Below are 19,424 nucleotides of genomic sequence, written 5' to 3' on the forward strand. Positions count from 1 at the left end.
ATGACCGACTCGCATCGCGGCCGGCTGCTGCTGACGCTGGGCGTCTGCGCGGTGCTCACCGCCGGGGGCTGCGGCTGGAACGGGGTGAACTCGCTGCCGTTGCCCGGTGCGACCGGGCACGAATCCGGATCGACCGTGCTCCACGTCGAGATGGCGGACGTCGGTACGCTCGTGTCGAATTCGCCGGTCATGATCGATGATGTGGTGGTCGGCAGCGTCGGCGCGATCACGCTGCGCGGCTGGCACGCCGAGGTGGAGGTGTGGATCCGGCCCGGCACGGTCGTGCCCGCGAACGCGGTGGCGATGATCGGGCAGACCAGCCTGCTGGGCTCGAGTCATCTGGCGCTGAACACCCCGTCCGGCGCCGCGCCCACCGGACGGCTGTCCTCGGGGGCGACGATCCCGCTGAACTCCTCGTCGACCTACCCGTCCACCGAACAAACTCTCGCCTCGCTGTCGGTGGTCGTCAACGGCGGCGGGCTCGGCCAGATCGGCGACATCATCCACGGACTGAACGAGGCGTTCGCCGGGCGGCAGGACACCGTCGGATCGCTGCTGACCCGGCTCGACACCCTCATGGGCGCGCTCGACGGCCAGCGCGACAACATCGTCGCCACCATCACCGGATTACAAAGGCTGGCAACGACATTCGCCGGTCAGCGCGATGTGCTCACCGACGCCCTGGAGAAGCTGCCGCCCGCGCTGGACACGCTGCTGGCCGCGCGGCCCGATATCGTCACCGCGCTGAACAAGCTGAAGACCTTCAGCGACACCGCGACCGGGGTCGTCACCGACGTCGGCGACGACCTGGTCACGGATCTGAGGCATCTGGAGCCGACGCTGCACTCGCTCGCCGACGTCGGCGCCGACATCAACTCAGCCATCGCGTTCGCCACCACCTATCCCTACGGGCAGTACGGCATCGACCACGCGCTCAAGGGCGACTACGTCAATCTCGACGCCACGGTGGATCTGACCATCCCGCGATTGCGGCGCGAACTGCTGCTCGGCACCCCGCTCGGCGATCCGACCGCGGTGGTGCAGGCGGCCATCGGGGATCCGGGGTACGCCCGCCAGACCAGCGATCCGCTGTCGGTCGGCATCGAACCCGCTCCCGCACAGGGGAATTCGGGAGGCCGCTGATGCTGCTGTCGCGTTTCGTCCGGATGCAGCTGACCATCTTCGCGATCCTGTCGGTGATCGGGATCGTGGTCATGGCGACGGTGTACATGCGCCTGCCCGCGCTGACCGGGATGAGCACCTACCGGGTCGCGGTGGATCTGCCCGCGGCGGGCGGGCTGTACCGGTTCGGCAATGTCACCTATCGTGGCGTGGAGGTCGGCAAGGTCACCAGCGTCGAACTCACCCACGACGGGGTGCGCGCCTCCCTCGCCATCGGCGAGAAGTGGCGCATCCCAGCCGATCTCGAGGCCGAGGTGCGCAGCGTGTCGGCGGTCGGCGAACAGTACGTCGAGTTGCGCCCGCGCACCGACAACGGGCCGTATCTGCACGACGGTTCGGTGATCGCGCGGCGCGACACCACGATCCCGCAGCCGGTCGGCCCGATGCTGGACAGCCTCAGCGCCCTGGTCGGCACGATCCCCAAGGACAAACTGCACGAGCTGCTCGACGAGATGTTCCGGGGCGTGAACGGCGGTGGCTACGACCTGGATTCGCTGCTGTCCTCGGCGGGCAAGGTGGCCGCGGGCCTGAACGGGGTGGGGGAGAACGCGCGCGCCCTCGTGGAGGACAGCGGGCCTCTGATCGATTCGCAGGCCCGCACCGCGGACGCGATCCGCATCTGGAGCCGCAGCCTGGCCGGGGTCACCGATCAGCTCGTCGCCGACGATCCGCGGGTGCGAGCGCTGTTGCAGAACGGCCCCGGCTTCACCCACGACGTGGCGCAGCTGCTGGATTCGGTGAAACTCACCCTCCCGGTGCTGCTGGCCAACCTGACCACCGTGGGCCAGCTGGCCGTGACCTACCACGCCAATATCGAACAGGTCCTGGTCCTGCTGCCCCCCGCCATCTCCATGATCGAGGCGGTCCACCCCACCAACAACGCCTCCGGCTGGGGCCTCGGCGACTTCCGCCTCAGCGGCACCTCCGATCCCCCCGCCTGCACCGTCGGCTTCCTCCCACCCTCCCAATGGCGTTCCCCCGCCGACACCACCACCCTCGACACCCCCGACGGCATGTACTGCAAACTCCCCCAAGACTCCCCGATAGCCGTCCGCGGCGCCCGCAACTACCCCTGCGCCGGCCATCCTGACAAACGCGCCCCCACAGCCGAATTGTGCGACAGCGACCAACAATACGAGCCGGTCGCCAACGAGCAACCGGTAGTCGGCCCCTACCCCTACGATCCGGGCCTGGCTGGACAAGGCATCCCCCAGGACGAGCAGTCCCGCACACCAGGGTCCGCCAACCTGATGGGTCCGTCGATCGGTGTCGCGAAGTACGACCCGAACACCGGCAAGTACGTGGGGCCCGACGGCAAGCTCTATGAGCAGACCGATTTGGCAGGGGGGAAGCCGCAGGTGTGGAAGGACATGCTGCCGCATTGACGGGGAGCGGCCAAGGTGTCGGAATTACCGGAGCCTTTGCATCGCTCGGGCGATCAGGGCGCGGGCGTCGTCCCGGTAGGCGGCTTGTGCGGCGAGAGTGGCGAAGGTCTTCTCGTGTAGGGCAATTTCCGAGGGTTGGGTGATGGTCAGTTCGGCACTGACCGTCTCCGTCTGGACTCGGGTGCGGTCGTAGATGACGAAATTGGTTGCGGGCACGCGGTATTCGGCGGTCAGCGGGAGGATGCCGAGTCGTATACGGGGATGGGTGATCGTCTCGGTCAGGCGGGCGAGTTGACCGAGCATCACCTCGTCGTCGCCGACGGTGCGGTAGAGCGACCATTCGCCGACGATCAGGTGGAAGCGACGCTCGCCCCGGTGCAGGACGTGTTGGCGTTGCATGCGGGCGGTGAGCGCCTCGTCGAGATCGTTCCTTCCCGCGGTGACGGCGATACAGGCCGTGAGGACGGCGCGTGCGTAGGGTTCGGTTTGCAGTAGGCCGGGGACGACGTCGGGTGACCACCAGCGGATGAGCTTGGTGCGGCCTTCGAGCTGGATGGATCGACGCTGTCGGTGCGCGTGCCCCGCCGCCACCGCGCGTTGCCATTCGAGATACATCGCCTGCGCGTTTCGTAGCGAGGCGACGAGATCATCGAGAACGGAGAGATTGCCGACGGCCGAACACCACTGGGCCACATCCTCTTCCGTCGGGCTCTGCTTGCCGTGCTCGATTCGCGACACCTTGGACGAGTGCCAGCCACAGACGGCCGCCAGCTCGACGCCGGACATGCGGGCGGCTCGGCGCAACTCCCGAAGGCGTGCGCCGAGTGCCGCCCGCGCCCGCTGAACATCGGTCACGCCTGGACGTACTCGCTCTTGACGTAGGCGGCGTGATCGATTCCCGTGGGCCACAGGATGTCTCGTGCGTGACCGGCCCATGCCGCCAGCCCAGGATCGGTGCTGATCGACAGGCCCATGAAGCCGCCTTCCTCGTCGAAGGTGGTGAACGCGAGCGTGGCGCTGTCGAACAACCAATAGTCGTCGCCGGGAATGGCCGTCGGCTCAGCCAGATGGCGGGGGAGCCAGCGCACGTCTTCGCCGGTTTCCACGTTGTCGTCGGTGTTCTCGAGTAGCCACCGCACGTAGTCGGAGTGCGGCACGGTGACGACCCGCAGTCGTTCGAGCGCGACGCCGCGACGGGCGGTTTCGATCATCAGCTCATCCCACGCCCGCCAGGAGTCGGGTTGCTCTTCGCGTTCGTACGGCTCACCGGCCGCCCAGCGGCGCAGCGCTTCGGTTTCGTCGGCCACGGCGTAGCTGTCGCGCACTTCGAGATGAAAGGCGCTGCTGTGCGCCCGACGAAACAGCGGGGCCCAGATGTCGTCGCCGCTGACGTGGAGCATCAGCGCACCTCGACGGCGATTTCGTGCGGATCGAGCGTCAGCTGCCCACGCACGTCCTCGGTCGCAGGGGTACCGGGAACCAAGATGACGCCGGGGGTGCTCGTGGCTTCCACGGGCAGCGTCATGCCCGGTTCGAGCCAATCGAGCAGCCGGTGGGGGACAGCGACCGCGTGCCCATCGGGGATCCGGTCGCCCTGCACGATGAGGCCGTTGTCGTCGGTGGCGTAGACGGCCGGACACGCGCCGTGATCGGAGCCGGACCCGAGCAAGCGAAGTGTGGTCATGGCAGAGCCCCTTTGCGGAATGCGGAAGAGCGGGCACGCAAATCGTGACGTCCACGGCGATGTCGGTCAAGGTCGCGCGCAAAGACGCGCAAAACGGTGGCCACGCCACAGTGGTGGGCTTCAGCATCGACGAACAGGCACTCGGCATCAGCGAAAGCCCGCGCGGGACAGCGCATTCGGCTTGTTCATCCCTGGTGCCGAACTGCCCCACCTCAACATCGAAGGAGTGCGTTTCGGTGCGTCGATACTTGGTGAAGGTTCATTGCTGCGGCAGTCGCTGGCTGATCCAGGTCCCCGCGGTCGATCGGTGGACGCCGGTCGACGACAAGAAGGCGATCGAGCCGACCGCCCGGCAGATGATCGCCGCCCTCACCGGAGCCGCGCCCGACACCTTCGACGTCGATCTCAGCGCGGGCCCGATGATCGGCGACATCGAGGAGTACACGGTGGGCGCCCGGAGCCTGCAACGCTGGCAAGCGCCGGAGACCGCGGGCATCGGCCGCTCACCCCAGCCAAAAGCGAAGCGCCCCAACTGAATATCACGCATGAATCATGGCGATGACGCCGAACGTCCTCTTTGATCTCGTGCTATGTCCGGTCTGTCCGCCGCCGCAGCAACAGCAACACCAGGGACAGCAGACCCAGGGCCACGACCGCGACGGTCAGTCCCAGTTCCCGATTGCCGCCCATCCCCGCCGCGCGGATGAGGTCGATGGGCTCGGCCGCCGGTCGGGCCGGGGTGATTCGCCCTTCGTCTCCCTCTTCCCGTTGCGTTCCCCCTCCCTGTTCCCGTTGCGCAGCAACGGGATCCGCCGGTACCGAAGCCGAAATCTCAGCCGCCAGATTGTCCGCGAACCGCCCGATAAGCGTCCCCGCCACATCCGCCAGCACCCCCCTGCCGAACTGCGCGGGCTTGCCTGTGATCGCCAGATCGGTCTCCACGAAAACGTCAGTCGCACCGCCGTTCTCGACCATCCGGCAGGTGACCACCGCCTTCGCGGTGCCGTTGCCGCGCGTTTCGCGCCCACCCCCCTCGAGCACGGCCACCCTAGCCTGCTCGTCCTGGGAGAGCACCTTGATGACGCCGGTGTAGGTGAGCCCCACCGGACCCAGCTTGACCTTGATCTTGCCGTGGAAGTCGTCGCCCTCGCGGGAGGTGAGCACCGCTCCGGGCACGCAGGGCGCGATGCGTTCCAGGTCCAGCAGGACCGGCCACGCGTCGGCGGCGGGGACCGGGATGCTGAAGGAGTTCTCGAGTTTCATGCGATCTCCTCGACGGGAGCGGATTCGGTGGCGAGGGTGTCGGCGGCGGCGCGGACGGCGCGCACGATGCCCTGATATCCGGTGCAGCGGCACAGGTTTCCGGACAAGCCCTCGCGGATCTCGTCCTCGGACGGATCGGGGTGCTCGCGCAGGAAGGCGGTCACCGACACCACGAAACCCGGTGTGCAGAAACCGCATTGGAGCCCGTGCTCGTCGCGGAACGCCTGTTGCACGGGGGAGAGCCGCCCGTCGGGGGCGGCGAGGCCCTCCACCGTGGTCAGCTCCGCGCCGTCGGCCTGCACGGCGAAGATCAGGCAGGCGCGCACCGCTTCCCCGTCGAGCAGCACCGAGCACGCGCCGCACACGCCGTGCTCGCACCCCAGGTGGGTGCCGGTCAGCCCGCACGTCTCGCGCAGATAGTCGGCGAGGGTCAGCCGCGCCGGAACCCGGTCGCGGCGCACGCGCCCGTTGACGCGCACCTCGATCTCGACGTCAGTCATCGCCCGCCTCCTCAACGGCGCGACGCCACGCGCGCGCCATCATGGTCGCCCCGAGCCGCCTGCGGTAGGCGGCCGAGCCGTGCACGTCACCGGTGACCGACGACAGCGCCGCGGTCGCTGCCCGGCCCAGCTCGGCCGGATCCACCTCCGCCACCGCGCGTCCGGTCACCTCGGCCTCGATCCCGCTCGCCCGCACCGGCGTCGGGGCCAGCCCGAACAGCCCGATCGCGCAGCGCTCGACCTGCGAATCCGCATCCAGCCGCACCGCCACCGCGGCCCCGGCCATGGCGAAATCGCCACTGCGCCGGGCGAATTCCTCGATGGCGAAACCGCACCGCCCCCGCCACACCGGGAATACGACGCCGGTGAGCAGTTCGTCGGGTTCCATCGCGGTGGTCCACATGCCGGTGAAGAACTCCGCCGCGGGGATCACCCGCCGCCCCCGCGGGGACAGCGTCTCGATCTCGGCGTCGAGAGTCAGTGCGACCGTGGGATATTCGCCCGCGGCGTCGGCGTGCGCGACCGCCCCGCCGAGGGTGCCGCGATTGCGGATCTGGAAATGCCCGATCAGCGGTGTCGCCCGGTTCAGCAGCGGCACCCGCCCCCGGATCTCCGCCGAGCGCCCGACCTCGGCGTGCGTCGTCGTGGCGGCCACGCGCACCGCGTCCGGTGTCGACTCGATGCCGCGCAACTCGTCGAGCCCGCGCAGATCGATGAGGTGCTCGAAGGCGGCCAGCCGCAGCGCCAGCATCGGCACCAGGCTCTGACCCCCGGCGAGGAGTTTGGCCTCGTCGCCGAATTCGGCCAGCAGCGCGACGGTTTCGTCGGTGGTGGCCGGGGCGTGGTATTCGAAGACCGCGGGTTTCACTCGGCCACCCCCTTCGCCTCGTCGAGCATGGCCACGATCCGCGCGGGCGACAGCGGCAGCCGGGAGATCTCCACCCCGAACGGGGACAGCGCGTCGGCGACCGCATTGAGCACGGCGGGCGTCGAGCCGATCGCCCCGCCCTCGCCGACGCCCTTGAATCCGCCGGGCCCGGCGCTGCGGGTCTGCACATGCCCGATCTCGATGGTCGGCGCCTCCGCGGCCGTCGGCATCAGATAGTCGAGGAAGGTCGTGGCGACCGGGTTGCCGTCGTCGTCGTAGGCCAGATGCTCGTAGAGCGCGCCCCCGATGCCCTGCACGGTGCCGCCGTGAATCTGGCCCTCCACCACATTCGGATTGATCATCGGACCCACGTCCTCGCTGACGATGTAACGCAGCAGTGTCACCGCGCCGGTCTCGATGTCGACCTCGCACGTGCACACGTGAGTGGCGTTGGCCCAGATCATCATCGCCTCGGCGCGATGCCGGCCGGTGGCCTCCAAACCCGGTGGGACGCCGGGCGGTAACGCCTCGGTCCGGTGGTAGGCGATCTGGGCGATCTCGGCCAGCGTCACCGTCCTGTCGGATCCGGAGGTGCTGGCGCGGCCGTGCGCGAACTCCACCCGATCGACGGCCACGCCGAGTTCGTGCGCGGCGATGGCGAGGACGCGCTCGCGCAACACCTTCGCCGTCTCGGCGATCGCGCCCGCGGTCATGGATCCGGAGCGGCTGCCGTTGGTGCCGCCGCCGACCGGGGCCACCGCGGTGTCGCCCTGGATGGTGTGCACGTCGTCGAGGTCGACGCCGAGAGCGTCGGCGGTGAGCTGCACGACCGTGGTCTCGAGGCTGTTGCCCGCCGAACCGCCGGACACGTAGACGTTCACCTTGCCGGTCGGGGCGATCCGGATGGTCGCGCCCTCGGTGCTCAGGAAGGGCGTACTGCCCGTGGTGGGTTCGACGTAGGTGCACGTGCCCACGCCGAGGTACCGGCCCTCGGCGCGGGCGCGGCGCTGTTCGGCGCGGAAGGCGTCGTAGTCCAGCATCGCCAGCGCCTGTTCGAAGGTCTCGCGCGGGGTGGCGTCGGAATAGGGCATGCCGTTGGGATTGGCGGTCGGCATATCGTCCCGGCCGAGCATATTGCGCCGCCGCAGTTCCACCGGATCCATGCCGATCTGCCGGGCCGCGGCGTCGAGCAGCACCTCGCGGGAGACCGATTCGAACTGCCACGGGCCCCGATACGCCACGCGCCCAACGGTATTGGTGTAGACCGACGCCGTGCTGAACCCGGCCTCGGCCACCTTGTACGGGCCGGGGAACAGCATCCCGACGGCGATCGAGGCGGTCAGCGGCGACGGGATCGGATAGGCCCCGACGTTCTGCACGTGCTCGATGGTGGCGGCGAGGATGCGGCCGTCGGCGTCGAAGGCCATCGCGACCTCGCCGTGTTCGTGGCGGGACATGCCCGCCGCCATGAGGTTCTCCTGCCGGTCCTCGATCCACTTGACCGCGCCGCGCAACATACGCGCGGCCAGCGCCACGCACGTCTCCTCCCGGCCCGGCGCGACCTTCTGCCCGAAACCGCCGCCGGTGTCGCGCGCCACCACCCGCACCCGGTGCTCGTCCACGCCGAGCAGGCGGGAGAAGAAGCCGCGCACCTCGTGCGGGGACTGGGTCGACGACCACACCGTCAGCTCGCCGACGCTCGCCGACCATTCCGCGACGATGCCGCGGGTCTCCATCGGCACCGGCGCGTACGCCTGCTGAAAGATGGTGCGGCGCACCACATGCGCGGCGGCCTCGAAGACCGGTGCCAGATCGGCGGGCGGTCGGCCGCCCAGCCCGCCCGCGGAATTGCCGGGGAAGCCCGCGTGCACGAGTTCGGTGGCGGTGGCGGCGGTTTCGTAGTCGACCACCGGGGGCAGCGGGTCGTAGTCGATCAGGACCAGTTCGGCGGCGTCCTCGGCGACGTAGCGATTCACGGCGACGACCAGCACGACGGGGTCGCCGACGAAGCGCACCTCCGCATCGGCCAGCGGCGGGCGGGGGACCGGCGGGAAGCCGGGAGTGTCCAGGGCATAGGTGATCTCGTGCACGCCCGGGTTCAGGTCCGCGGCGGTGTAGACGCCGAGCACGCCGTCGAGGGCGAGGGCCGCGGTGACGTCGATCCGCTCGATGCGGGCGCGGGCGTGCGGGCTGCGCACGAAGCACGCGTGGCCCATGCCGGGCCGGACGACGTCGTCGACGAAGGTGCCCGCGCCCGTGAGCAGGCGCAGATCCTCGAGGCGGGGGACGCGGGTGCCGACGGCGCCCGCGGTGGTCGTTGCCTGACTCATCGCACGCTCCCGCGCGCGGGCCTGATTCGAGCCATCGGGCCGATCCTCCGTTCACCGTGAGCCGAGGTGATGTATGTCGAAAATGAAAATGTACTATGAGTATAGACGAGAATCACATTCTCGCCTCCGATCGGGCCCTCGAGGATGGAACATGCGCGACCTGGCCGCACACCTGCTGCGCTGGCATGCCGACGGCGCCACCTACGCCCTCGCCACCGTCGTCGGCCTGACCGGCAGCGCCCCCCGCCCCCTCGGCACGGCCATGGCCGTCGATGCCTCGGGCGCCGTCCGCGGCAGCCTCTCCGGCGGCTGCGTCGAGGCCGCCGTCCACGACCTCTGCCAACGCGTCCTCACCACCGGCCTCCCCCTCCGAACCCGCTTCGGCTACACCGACTCCGACGCCTTCACCGTCGGCCTCACCTGCGGCGGCGAACTGGACGTCTTCATCCGCCGCATCACCCCCGCCGACTACGCCCCCCTCGAGGCCGCCCTACGCGAGCCGGGCCCGATCGCCCTGGTCACGGATTTGGAAACCGGTGCGGCCGTGGCGGTTACGCCGGACCGAGTGATCGTCGCGGAGGCGGGTTTCGGTCGCGTAGGGGCGGGGACTGCGGGGTCCGGTCCCGGTCGTGTGGCGGCTGGGGATGCTGCACCTTGCGCTTTCGTGCCCCCGGGCGAGGATCGCGGGGTGGACCCGGGCCGGAGTCGCCTGGCGGACGGGGGTGCGGAGCCTGGCTCTGTGCCGCCGGATTTCGACCGCTCGGCGGGCTCGGGTCCGGATCTCCGGACGGCCGGTGACGCTGATTCGGGCAGCGGGGTGGCTTCGGACCCGGGTCGCGCGGGGCCGGACCCAGTGGCGGGCTTCGACAGCGCGGGGGCTGATTCGGCCCTGGTGGGGCAGGCGCGGGCGATGGTGGAGGCCGGGGTCAGTGGGGTGCGGGTGGTGGGGTGTGCGGATCGGGAGCGGACGGTGTTCGTGGCGTCGTTCGCGACGGCGCCGCGCATGATCGTGTTCGGGGCAACGGATTTCGCGTCGGCGCTGTGCCGGGTGGGGCGGCTGCTCGGGTATCGGGTGACCGTGTGCGAGGCGCGGCCGGTGTTCGCGGATCCGGCGCGGCTGCCCGACGCCGACGAGGTGGTGGCGCGGTGGCCGGACCGGTATCTGCGGGAGACGGAGGTGGACGCGCGGACCGTGCTGTGCGTGCTCACCCACGATCCGAAATTCGACATCCCTGTGCTCGTGGAGGCGTTACGGCTGCCGGTGGCGTATGTGGGCGCGATGGGGTCGCGCCGCGTCGACCGCGAGCGGCGCGCCCGGCTGCGCGAGGCGGGGGTCACGGAAAGCCAACTGCGCCGGTTGTTTTCGCCCATCGGCCTCGAATTGGGCGGGCGCACACCGGAGGAGACGGCGGTCGCCATCGGCGCGGAGATCGTGGCCGTGCGGCGCGGCGGTTCCACCCGGCCGCTGTCGGCCACCGAGCGGCCCATCCATCCCGTCGGCCGCGAGCGCGCGGCCGCGAGCTGACCATTGCACAACGACATCGGAGGAACAGTGCGCATCGGAGTGATGATCGGGCCCGAGAAGGGCGATTCGGCACGCAAGCTCGAACGGATGCTGCGCGATATCGAGTGGGCGGAGTCGGCGGGCCTGGATACGGCGTGGATCCCGCAGATACCGACCGACTTCGACGCGTTGATCACCGTCGCGGCCATGGGATTGCGGACCTCGCGCATCGAATTGGGCACGGCGGTCGTGCCTCTGGCGGCCCAGCACCCCATAGCCCTGGCGCGCCAAGCGCTTTCGGCGCACGCCGCGGCCGGGGGCAGGCTCAGCCTCGGCATCGGCCCCTCGCATCACTGGATCGTGCGCGACATGCTGGGCCTGCCCTACGAGCGCCCCGCCGCCTATACCCGCGACTACCTCGAGGTCCTCGACGCCGCGCTGCGCGGCCCCGGCACGGTCGAGGTGTCGAACGACACCTTCACCGTGAACAACCCCCTCGACCTCGGCCCGGTCGCCCCGCTACCGGTCCTGGTGGCGGCCCTCGGCCCGGTCATGCTGCGCCTGGCGGGCGAGCACGCCGACGGCACGATCCTCTGGATGGCCGACGAGCGCGCCATCGCCGACCACGTCGTCCCCCGCATCACCAAGGCCGCCGCCGACGCGGGCCGCCCCGCCCCCCGCATCGTCGCGGGCCTCCCCGTATGCCTGTGCGCCCCCAGCGAAGTCGACGCCGCCCGAGCCCGAGCCAACCGCATCCTCGGCGAGGCCGAGATCTCCCCCAACTACCAGAAACTCCTCGACCGCGGCGACGCCCGCGACATCGGCGACCTCTGCGTAGCCGGAGACGAGGAAACCATCCGCACCGCCCTCCGCCGCTACGCCGACGCCGGCGCCACCGACCTCTCCATCCGCCTCCTCCCCCTCGGCGAAACCCGAGACGCCCTCATCGCCTCCAAACAACGCACCCGAACCCTCCTGGCCCACCTAGCCCACGACCTACGCTGACCCCCCCAAAGCCCAGGCAACCCAGCCGCACCCTTTATTTGAATCCGCACCCCTTGCATGGCCCTACAAGGGGTGCGGATGCGAATAAAGGGTGCGGCTGGGGTTGGTTCAGCTGGGGTAGGTGGTGGTTTCGGCCAGGTCGGCGGCGGTGCGCATGAGGGTGGGGACGAGGGGGCCGAAGGCTTGGAGTTTTTCGTTGTCGCCTGCGCGTTGGTAGCCGCGTTCGAGGACGATGGCGAGTTTCCATTTGGCGAGGATGAGGTAGTAGTCGAGGTCGTCGACCTGGCGGCCGGAGACGTCCGCGTAGTGGGCGGCGAGGGCCTCGCGCGACGGCATGCCTTGCAGATTCACGTAACTCGCGGTGGCCGCCTCGGGCGCGGAGGTGTCGGCGGGCCAGCCCTCCAACATCCAGGCCAGATCGAGTTTCGGATCGCCGACCGTCCCCATCTCCCAGTCCACGATCGCCGCGAGCCGCGCGGGCGCGCCGTCGGCGAACATGACATTCGCGAACTGGTAATCGCCGTGCATGAGCCCCGGCACGTAATCCAACGGCCGATGCGCCCGCAACCACGCCGTCGCCACATCCATCCCGTCGAGCTCGCGCCCCTTGATCCGCTCGAAAAGGCTTGTCCACCGGTCGACTTGACGCTCATGGAACCCCTCGGGCCGCCCCAGATCGTGCAGCCCGCGCGCCCGCCAATCCACCTTCGACAACAAAGCGATCCCCTCGACCAACTGATACCCCAGCCCCGCCCGGGCGCCGAGATCGGTATCGAAGGGCGCGGGCCAGTTCCGATGGTCCATGGGCGACCAGCCGTCCACAAACCCCATCAGATAGAACGGCCGCCCCAACACCCCCGCGTCGTCGCACACGGCGACCGCGCGCGTATGCGGCACCTCGCTCCCGTCCAGCGCCCGAATGATCCGCCACTCCCGCAGAATCCCCTTGTCCCGCTCGGCGGGCGCGGCCGCAGGCGGAATGCGCAGCACACACCGCTCGCCATCACGCTCGATCGCGTAGATCTCGTTCTGCGCGCCCCCGGACAACAGCCGCGCCGACACCGGCGCCCCCGCCCCGGGCAGGCCCGCCTCGTCCATCCAGGCACCGAGTCGTTGCAGATCCATCACAGATTCCCCGCTTCCCGATCCAGATAGTCCGCGAGCTTGACCCGAGCCGCCTCGAGCCTGCCCGGAATCCACTCCGTCGGCCACCGCCCCGGGCTCGGAACATGGTCGCGCAGCACCTGTTTCGCAACGGTCGTCTTGTGCACCTCGGTGGGCCCGTCGGCCAGCCCCATGACGGCCGCCCCGTGGATCATGGTGAACAGCGGCACCTCGTTGCTCACCCCCAGCGCCCCGTGCACCTGCATGGCCCGCCACGCGATGTCGTGCAGCACGGTCGGCATGACCGTCTTCACCGCGGCGATGTCCTTGCGCACCTTCTTGTAGTCGTTGTACTTGTCGATCTCCCACGCGGTGTAGAGCACGAACAGCCGGAACTGGGTGAGCTGCGCGTAGGAGTCGGCGATATAGCCCTGCACGTACTGCTTGTCGGCCAGGCGGCTGCCCGCCGTCTCGCGGCTCAGCGCCCGCTCGCACAGCATGTCCAGGGCCTTGCGCGCCAGCCCGATCGTGCGCATGGCGTGGTGGATGCGACCCCCGCCGAGCCGCGTCTGCGCGATGACGAACGCCTGCCCCTCCCCGCCGAGCAGCGCCTCCGCCGGAACCCGGACGTTGTCGTAGTGGATGAGCGCATGCGTGCCCTCGTCCAGCGGCTCCCCGTAGAGCCCGACATTGCGCACGATCCGCACCCCGGGAGTGTCGGCGGGCACCAGGAACATCGACATCCCTTGGTGCGCGGCCACATCCGGGTTCGTCACCGCCATGACGATCAGGAACGCGGCCGTGCGCGCGTTGGAGGAGAAGAACTTCCAGCCGTCGATCACCCAGTCCTCGCCGTCGCGCACGGCCCGCGTCTCGAAGCGCGTCGGATCCGCCCCGGCCTGCGGCTCGGTCATCGAGTAGCAGGAGAAGATCTCCCCCTCGAGCAGCGGGCGCAGATACCGGTGCCGCTGGTCGGGAGTGCCGTAGTGGGCGATGATCTCGGCATTGCCGGTGTCGGGCGCCTGACAGCCGAACACGATCGGCGCCCACGACGAGCGGCCCAGAATCTCGTTGAGCAGGGCCAGTTTCAGCTGCCCGTACCCCTGCCCGCCCAGGTCGGGGCCGAGGTGGGTCGCCCACAGTCCTTGCTCGCGCACCGCCCGTTTGAGCGGTTCGATCGCCTCGCGTCGTTTGCCGGTCAAGGGGGTGAACTGCTCACCCGGCCAGACCAGATCCAGCTGCTCGACCTCGTCGCGGACGAACGCGTCCGCCCAGTCGAGCTTCGCCTGGAAGTCCGGATCGGTCTCGAAATCCCATGCCATGACGCACTTCCTGTCGAAGAATATCATTCTTAAACTTCAGAATGCTATTCTTACCACACTCGCGGAAGCTTTGGAGAAGAAGATTCTTATGTCAGAGAACGTTGAACTCACCTCGGCCCCCGACCTGGCGGGCCGAATAGCGCAGCGCACCTTGGCCAAACGCCGGGCGGGCTACGAGGACGAGGTGCGCCGCCTGCTGGACGCGGCGCTGACGGTCATGCGGCGGCACGGCACCGGCTCGCGCCCGCGGGTCACCGATATCGTCGCGGCGGCGGGGCTGTCCAACGACGCGTTCTATCGCCACTTCCCGTCCAAGGACGCGCTGGTGGTGGCGCTGCTCGAGGACGGGGCGACGCGGCTGTGTGCGACCGTGGGCGAGCGCATGGACCGGGAGAGCTCACCGCGGGCGAAGGTCCGCCGATGGGTGGAAGGCATTCTGTCCGAAGCGGATCCGGCGATCGCCGACACCACGCGCGCGGTGCTGTGGAACGCGGGCAGCCTGCGCTCGGGCCTGGCCTTCGGCGCGTCGGCGGCGAGCGCCCCGCTCGCGGCGCTGCTGCACACGCCGTTCGCGCGGCTGGGCAGCGCCGATCCGGAGTTCGACGCCGCCGTCGCCGCGCACGCGCTGGTCGGCACCCTGTCGGACTACCTGTGGCGGCACACCCGGCCGACGGCCGCCGACGTCGACCGCCTCACCGCCTTCTGCCTGCGCGCCGCCGCCTCGGGTCAGCCCTCGTAATCGACGGTGATCGACTCGGTATCCGGAACCGCCTGACACGTCAACACATACCCCTCCGCCAACTCGTCATCGGTCAGCGCCTCGTTGTGCCGCAACGTCGCATGCCCCGCCGTCACCTTGGCCATACACGTCGCGCAGTTCCCCGCCTCACACGAGAACGGCGGCGCCAACCCCGCCCGCCGCGCACTCTCGAGCACCGTCTCACCCTCCTTACGCGGCACGGTCTTCTTCTTCCGATTCAACAGAATCGTGATGGTCCCGGCGGCCGAGCCCGATGTTTGGGTCCCCTGGGTCGAGCCGGAACCTGTTGCGGCCGAGGCATTCTCGACCGAGCCCGGGAATGCTGCGGCAGGGGTCGAGGCCGAGGCGGACACCGGGGCCGGGGTGTCGGCGAGGCGGGGTGGGGGAGCGCCGAAGCGTTCGCTGAAGACCGCGCCCGGGCCCGGGAGGGCCAGTTCGACCATCTCCATGAATGGCTCCGGGCCGCAGATGTAGTGGTCGGCGTGGGTGTCGGGGCCGACGAATTCGCGGATGGCGGCGGCGTCGAGGAAACCGGACGTGCTGTCGAGGTGGCGGGTCACCTCGAGGCGGCCGGGGTAGCGCTCGGCCAGGTCGGTGAGGGCCGCCTCGAAGATCATGGAGTCGGCGTCGCGGTCCGCGCACAGCAGGCGGACGCGGCGATCGGTGGTGGCCAGGGCCGCCTTGGTCAGGGACATGATGGGCGTGATGCCGCTGCCACCGCTGTAGCCGAGCAGCGGAACGTCGGTGTCGCGCAGGCAGAACCGCCCGGCGGCCTGGGCCAGTTCGATCACGTCGCCCTCGGTGAGGTGGTCGTGCATCCAGTTCGACACCTTGCCGCCTGGCACCCGTTTGACCGTGGTCGTGAACTCCTCGTCCACGCCCGGCGCGCTCGACATCGAATAGGACCGATACAGCGTCATGCCGTCGACCTCGACCTTGAACGTGCAGAACTGCCCGGCCCGGTAGGAGATCGGTCCCTCGTGCGGCGCGAGGACGAACGTCCGCGCGTCGATGCTCTCCTTGACGATTCGGGTCACTGTGGCGCGTCGGAACGCCGGGGATCTCGCCATCGACCTCACCTCCTGGTATTAACATTCTAACGATGCGAGAATATGATTCTCCAACACGAGATGGAGTCTTCTCAAATGACCTCTGGCCCCGAACCGGCGGCCCTCGCCTTCGAGGGACGTGACTACAGCCGTGCCGAACTCGAGGATCTGGCCGCGGGCCTGGCGGTGGAACTGGCCGCGGCCGGGGTGCGCGCGGGCGAGCGGGTGGCGGTGATGTCGTCGAATCGGCCGGAGTTCGTCGTCGCCGTGCTGGCGCTGTGGCGACTGAACGCCGCGGCGGTGCTGATCAGTCCGGCGTGGAAGCACGACGAGGTCGCCCACGCGCTCGCGGTGGCCGGGCCGACCCGCGGCATCGGGGATTCGCCCGTCCTGGCCGGGCTGATCCCGATGCGGCATCTCGACGAGCCGATCACTCCCGTGCGCCGCGACTTCCACGCCCCCGCACCGGATTCCGACGCGGTGCTGGTGTTCAGCTCCGGCACCACCGGTATGCCCAAGGCGGTCCGGCACACCCACGCCTCGCTGAAGGTCGCGGTCGGGCAGTGGCAGAAGGTGCTCGGCCTCACCGCCACCGATCGCATGCAGATCGCGACCCCGCCCTCGCACATTCTCGGCCTGCTGAACATCGTCACCGCGCTCGCGGCGGGCACGTGGATCCGGCTGCACCGGCGCTTCGATCTGGACACCGTGCTCGACTGCGTCCAGCACGACCGGATCACCGTGGAGATGGCCGTCGCGCCCATCGCACTGGCCATCGCCGCGCACCCGAAACTCGAGTCCTACGACCTGAGTTCGCTGCGCTACATCATGTGGGGCGCCACGCCGGTGACGGTCGCGGTGGCCGAGACGGTGACCCGCCGCACCGGCGTGGGCTGGCTGCCCGCCTACGGCGCGAGCGAACTGCCGGTGATCGCGTGCAACCCGATCGAGGGCGCCCGGCTGGACACCGTCGGCAAGGCCGCGCCCGGGGTGTCGATCCGGGTGGTCTCCCTCGACGACGGCCACCCTCTGGAGACGGGCGATATCGGCGAAATCCAATGCCGCGCCGACTCTTTGATGGCCGGATACCTCCCCGCCGAGGCGACCGCCGACGCCTTCGCCGACGGCTGGTACCGCACCGGCGACGTCGGCTACGTCGACGACGAGGGCTGGATCCGCCTCACCGACCGGGCCAAGGAGATGATCAAGGTGCGCGGCTTCCAGGTCGCGCCCGCCGAGATCGAGGCGGTGCTGCACGGGCATCCGGCGGTGGCCGACTGCGCGGTGTTCGGGGTGCCCGACGCCGCGGACGGGGAGGCCATCGTCGCCGCGGTGGCCGCCGCCGAGCCGGTTGCCGCCGAGGAGCTGATCGACCTGGTCGGCGCCCGCCTCGCCACCTACAAGCGGCCGCGCCGGGTGGTGTTCGTTCCCGAAATCCCGCGCCTGCCCTCGGGTAAGGCGCTGCGTCGAGTTCTCAAGGAGCGCCATGGATGTCCGTCTGAGCAGTGAACAACGCCAATTGCGCGAGGCCGCGGCCCGGTTGGCCGACGAGCTCGGGCCCGGTTCGGTCGCCGATCTCGACGACGAGGTGCGCCGCGCGCGGCTGGGCAAGGCGGTCGAGACCGCGGGCTGGCGATCGCTGCGTTCCGACGGCGCGTCCGGGGTGGAGGTCGCGATCGTGGCGGAGGAGTTCGGCCGGGGACTGGTCGACGTGGCCTTCCTCGGTCCCGCGCTCGCCGACGACCTGCGCGAGCGCTCCGGGCTCGCCGAGGCGAATCGCACTGTGGCCGTGGAGGATCGGGCCATCGACGCGCTGGGCAGTGAGCTCGCGCTGGCGGTGGCCGACGGATCGGTGCTGGCCGCGCGGACCGGGACACTCGTGCTGGGCGCGGACCTGACCCGCCGCAGCGCGACCATCGACGGACGGCTCGAACCGGTGGGGGAGCTGTCCGCCGACGACGAGAAACGCTGGTACGCAATGGCTCTGGTGGTGACCACGGCCGATCTGCTCGGAACGGCCAGGGGCGCACAGCGACTCGCGGTCGAGTACGCGAAAGTGCGTCAGCAGTACGGCAATTCGATCGGCTCGTATCAGGCCGTGGCGCATGTGCTCGCCGACAACCAGGCCGTGATCGAGGGGGCGATCAGCGTGCTGCGCTACGCGTCGTGGGCGGTGGACGAGCTGACCCCCGCCGAGGCCGAACGCGCCGCGCGAGTGGCGAAGGTGTACACCGCGCGAGCCGCGGTCTCGGTGTGCGAGGCCGCGATCCAGGTGCACGGCGGCATCGGCAACACCTGGGACTGCCTGGCGCACGTGTATCTGCGCCGGGCCCTGACATCCATCGACATGTTCCCCGTCCGCCTGGAGGAGATCGACCTTGGACTTTCGTGACGCACCGGAGGAGGCCGCGTTCCGCGCCCGGCTGCGCGGCTGGCTGACCGAGACGGCGGGCGAATTCCCCACCGCGGGAGACGAGTACTGGGCGCGGCAGGGCGAATGGCATCGGGCGTTGTACGCGGCCGGATTCTTCGGGCTGTCGTGGCCGAAGGAGTTCGGCGGGCACGAGCTACCGCCCGTCTACGACGTGATCCTGGACGAGGAGCTGGCCCTCGCGGGCGCGCCGCCGCGGCCCAGCCTTGGCTACCTTGTGCACGGACTGGGACGGCACGGCAGCGCGGAGCTCCAGCGGCGGTTCCTGCCCGGCATGATCGACGGGACGCAGCGGTGGTGTCAGGGGTTCAGCGAGCCGGAGGCGGGGTCGGATCTGGCGTCGCTGCGCACGACCGCGACGCGCGACGAGGACCGGTACGTGGTGCGCGGGCACAAGATCTGGACCAGTTACTCCGATGTGGCCGACTGGTGTCTGCTGTTGGCGCGGACGGATCCGAATGTGCCTCGGCACAAGGGGATTTCGGCGTTCGTCATCGACATGCGTCAGCCCGGGGTGGAGCAGCGGCCGCTGAAGATGATCAACGGGGTGACGCGGGAGTTCGGGCAGGTGCTGTTCGACGAGGCGACCGTCCCGGCGGAGAACATGGTCGGCGCGCCGGGGGACGGGTGGAAGCTGGCCATGACGGTGGTGGGGCACGAGCGGGAGCCGTCCACCCTCGGGTACGCCGCGCGGTACGGAAAGCTGGTGCGGCAGTTGGCCGCTCGCGTCGACGGGCCGCCGCCGACGGAGCTGGCGTGGGCCGCGGTGCAGACCGAGATGCTGCGGCTGCATGTGCGGCGGCGGCTGTCCGAACAGCTCGACGGCGTCACCCACGGGCCGGACGGATCGCTGGACAAACTGCTCATGACCTGGGTGGACCAGTCCGTCGGCCATGCCGCGCTGGCGGTCGGCGGGCCCGACGACACCGAGCTGTTCGCCACCTATCTCTACAGCCGCGCGCAGAGCGTGATGGGCGGGACCTCACAGATCCAGAAGAACATCATCGCCGCGCGCATCCTCGGACTAGGAGTCTGAC

At 69.8% G+C, this 19,424-nt stretch carries 19 protein-coding genes; 9 read left to right on the top strand and 10 right to left on the bottom strand.

Annotated elements, in window-relative coordinates:
• Both ACWDSJ_RS11575 and ACWDSJ_RS11580 read left to right on the top strand, forming a co-directional pair.
• Positions 1-1,143 (top strand): MCE family protein, encoded by a 1,143-nt coding sequence (locus ACWDSJ_RS11575; protein ID WP_450031285.1) that lies wholly within the window; start codon positions 1-3, stop codon positions 1,141-1,143.
• A gap of 2 nt (positions 1,144-1,145) precedes the next feature.
• A complete protein-coding gene (locus tag ACWDSJ_RS11580) occupies positions 1,146-2,567 on the top strand; it encodes an MCE family protein (protein ID WP_450031563.1) in 1,422 nt (473 codons plus the stop codon).
• Positions 2,568-2,591: 24 nt separating this feature from the next.
• Here ACWDSJ_RS11580 and ACWDSJ_RS11585 read toward each other — a convergent pair whose 3' ends face one another.
• Genes ACWDSJ_RS11585 through ACWDSJ_RS11595 form a run of 3 tightly spaced genes read right to left on the bottom strand, consistent with a single transcriptional unit; the run spans position 2,592 to position 4,251 of the window.
• The gene (locus ACWDSJ_RS11585) at positions 2,592-3,422 is read right to left on the bottom strand and encodes a helix-turn-helix domain-containing protein (RefSeq protein ID WP_450031287.1); all 831 of its coding nucleotides are present in this window, start codon (positions 3,420-3,422) and stop codon (positions 2,592-2,594) included.
• Positions 3,419-3,967, bottom strand: a complete 549-nt coding sequence (locus tag ACWDSJ_RS11590) for a DUF6879 family protein (protein ID WP_450031289.1) — start codon at positions 3,965-3,967, stop codon at positions 3,419-3,421. Before ACWDSJ_RS11590 ends, ACWDSJ_RS11585 begins: the two co-directional genes overlap by 4 nt.
• Positions 3,967-4,251 carry a hypothetical protein gene (locus ACWDSJ_RS11595; RefSeq protein ID WP_450031291.1) on the bottom strand — a complete coding sequence of 95 codons (285 nt, stop codon included), beginning with the start codon at positions 4,249-4,251 and terminating at the stop codon, positions 3,967-3,969. The genes ACWDSJ_RS11590 and ACWDSJ_RS11595 overlap by 1 nt, the downstream gene beginning before the upstream one ends.
• Positions 4,252-4,295: 44 nt before the next feature.
• On the opposite strand from ACWDSJ_RS11595, the gene ACWDSJ_RS11600 reads away from it, so the two are divergent.
• Positions 4,296-4,787, top strand: coding sequence for a hypothetical protein (locus ACWDSJ_RS11600; protein ID WP_450031293.1), 492 nt, complete (start codon positions 4,296-4,298; stop codon positions 4,785-4,787).
• A gap of 52 nt (positions 4,788-4,839) precedes the next feature.
• On the opposite strand, the gene ACWDSJ_RS11605 is transcribed toward ACWDSJ_RS11600, so the two are convergent.
• From ACWDSJ_RS11605 to ACWDSJ_RS11620, 4 genes are read right to left on the bottom strand one after another with little or no spacing between them, the layout of a single operon-like run.
• Entirely contained in the window at positions 4,840-5,514 is a 675-nt protein-coding gene (locus ACWDSJ_RS11605) for an SRPBCC family protein (protein ID WP_450031294.1), read from the bottom strand.
• Positions 5,511-6,014 carry a (2Fe-2S)-binding protein gene (locus tag ACWDSJ_RS11610; protein WP_450031296.1) on the bottom strand — a complete coding sequence of 168 codons (504 nt, stop codon included), beginning with the start codon at positions 6,012-6,014 and terminating at the stop codon, positions 5,511-5,513. The genes ACWDSJ_RS11605 and ACWDSJ_RS11610 overlap by 4 nt, the downstream gene beginning before the upstream one ends.
• The gene (locus tag ACWDSJ_RS11615) at positions 6,007-6,882 is read right to left on the bottom strand and encodes an FAD binding domain-containing protein (protein WP_450031298.1); all 876 of its coding nucleotides are present in this window, start codon (positions 6,880-6,882) and stop codon (positions 6,007-6,009) included. The genes ACWDSJ_RS11610 and ACWDSJ_RS11615 overlap by 8 nt, the downstream gene beginning before the upstream one ends.
• Positions 6,879-9,212: a xanthine dehydrogenase family protein molybdopterin-binding subunit gene (locus tag ACWDSJ_RS11620; RefSeq protein ID WP_450031300.1), complete on the bottom strand. Its 2,334-nt coding sequence runs from the start codon at positions 9,210-9,212 to the stop codon at positions 6,879-6,881. The genes ACWDSJ_RS11615 and ACWDSJ_RS11620 overlap by 4 nt, the downstream gene beginning before the upstream one ends.
• Before the next feature lie 151 nt (positions 9,213-9,363).
• Between ACWDSJ_RS11620 and ACWDSJ_RS11625 the strand changes: the two genes are divergently transcribed.
• Both ACWDSJ_RS11625 and ACWDSJ_RS11630 read left to right on the top strand, forming a co-directional pair.
• Positions 9,364-10,737, top strand: a complete 1,374-nt coding sequence (locus ACWDSJ_RS11625; RefSeq protein WP_450031302.1) for an XdhC family protein — start codon at positions 9,364-9,366, stop codon at positions 10,735-10,737.
• Between the two features lie 27 nt (positions 10,738-10,764).
• On the top strand, positions 10,765-11,721 hold the full coding sequence (locus ACWDSJ_RS11630; RefSeq protein ID WP_450031304.1) for an LLM class F420-dependent oxidoreductase: 957 nt from the start codon (positions 10,765-10,767) through the stop codon (positions 11,719-11,721).
• A gap of 108 nt (positions 11,722-11,829) precedes the next feature.
• On the opposite strand, the gene ACWDSJ_RS11635 is transcribed toward ACWDSJ_RS11630, so the two are convergent.
• Both ACWDSJ_RS11635 and ACWDSJ_RS11640 read right to left on the bottom strand, forming a co-directional pair.
• Positions 11,830-12,846, bottom strand: coding sequence for a phosphotransferase family protein (locus ACWDSJ_RS11635; RefSeq protein ID WP_450031306.1), 1,017 nt, complete (start codon positions 12,844-12,846; stop codon positions 11,830-11,832).
• Positions 12,846-14,147, bottom strand: coding sequence for an acyl-CoA dehydrogenase family protein (locus ACWDSJ_RS11640; protein WP_450031308.1), 1,302 nt, complete (start codon positions 14,145-14,147; stop codon positions 12,846-12,848). Before ACWDSJ_RS11640 ends, ACWDSJ_RS11635 begins: the two co-directional genes overlap by 1 nt.
• A gap of 88 nt (positions 14,148-14,235) precedes the next feature.
• Between ACWDSJ_RS11640 and ACWDSJ_RS11645 the strand changes: the two genes are divergently transcribed.
• The gene (locus tag ACWDSJ_RS11645) at positions 14,236-14,886 is read left to right on the top strand and encodes a TetR/AcrR family transcriptional regulator (RefSeq protein WP_387360421.1); all 651 of its coding nucleotides are present in this window, start codon (positions 14,236-14,238) and stop codon (positions 14,884-14,886) included.
• On the opposite strand, the gene ACWDSJ_RS11650 is transcribed toward ACWDSJ_RS11645, so the two are convergent.
• On the bottom strand, positions 14,874-15,977 hold the full coding sequence (locus ACWDSJ_RS11650; protein WP_450031309.1) for a 2Fe-2S iron-sulfur cluster-binding protein: 1,104 nt from the start codon (positions 15,975-15,977) through the stop codon (positions 14,874-14,876). The genes ACWDSJ_RS11645 and ACWDSJ_RS11650 overlap by 13 nt on opposite strands.
• A gap of 75 nt (positions 15,978-16,052) precedes the next feature.
• Here ACWDSJ_RS11650 and ACWDSJ_RS11655 point away from each other — a divergent pair, with 75 nt between their 5' ends.
• From ACWDSJ_RS11655 to ACWDSJ_RS11665, 3 genes are read left to right on the top strand one after another with little or no spacing between them, the layout of a single operon-like run.
• On the top strand, positions 16,053-17,465 hold the full coding sequence (locus ACWDSJ_RS11655) for a class I adenylate-forming enzyme family protein (protein WP_450031311.1): 1,413 nt from the start codon (positions 16,053-16,055) through the stop codon (positions 17,463-17,465).
• Positions 17,443-18,348 (top strand): acyl-CoA dehydrogenase family protein, encoded by a 906-nt coding sequence (locus ACWDSJ_RS11660; protein ID WP_450031313.1) that lies wholly within the window; start codon positions 17,443-17,445, stop codon positions 18,346-18,348. The genes ACWDSJ_RS11655 and ACWDSJ_RS11660 overlap by 23 nt, the downstream gene beginning before the upstream one ends.
• Positions 18,335-19,423 carry an acyl-CoA dehydrogenase family protein gene (locus ACWDSJ_RS11665; protein WP_450031315.1) on the top strand — a complete coding sequence of 363 codons (1,089 nt, stop codon included), beginning with the start codon at positions 18,335-18,337 and terminating at the stop codon, positions 19,421-19,423. The genes ACWDSJ_RS11660 and ACWDSJ_RS11665 overlap by 14 nt, the downstream gene beginning before the upstream one ends.
• Position 19,424 lies beyond the last annotated feature (1 nt).

Source organism: Nocardia sp. NPDC003482 (assembly GCF_053588115.1).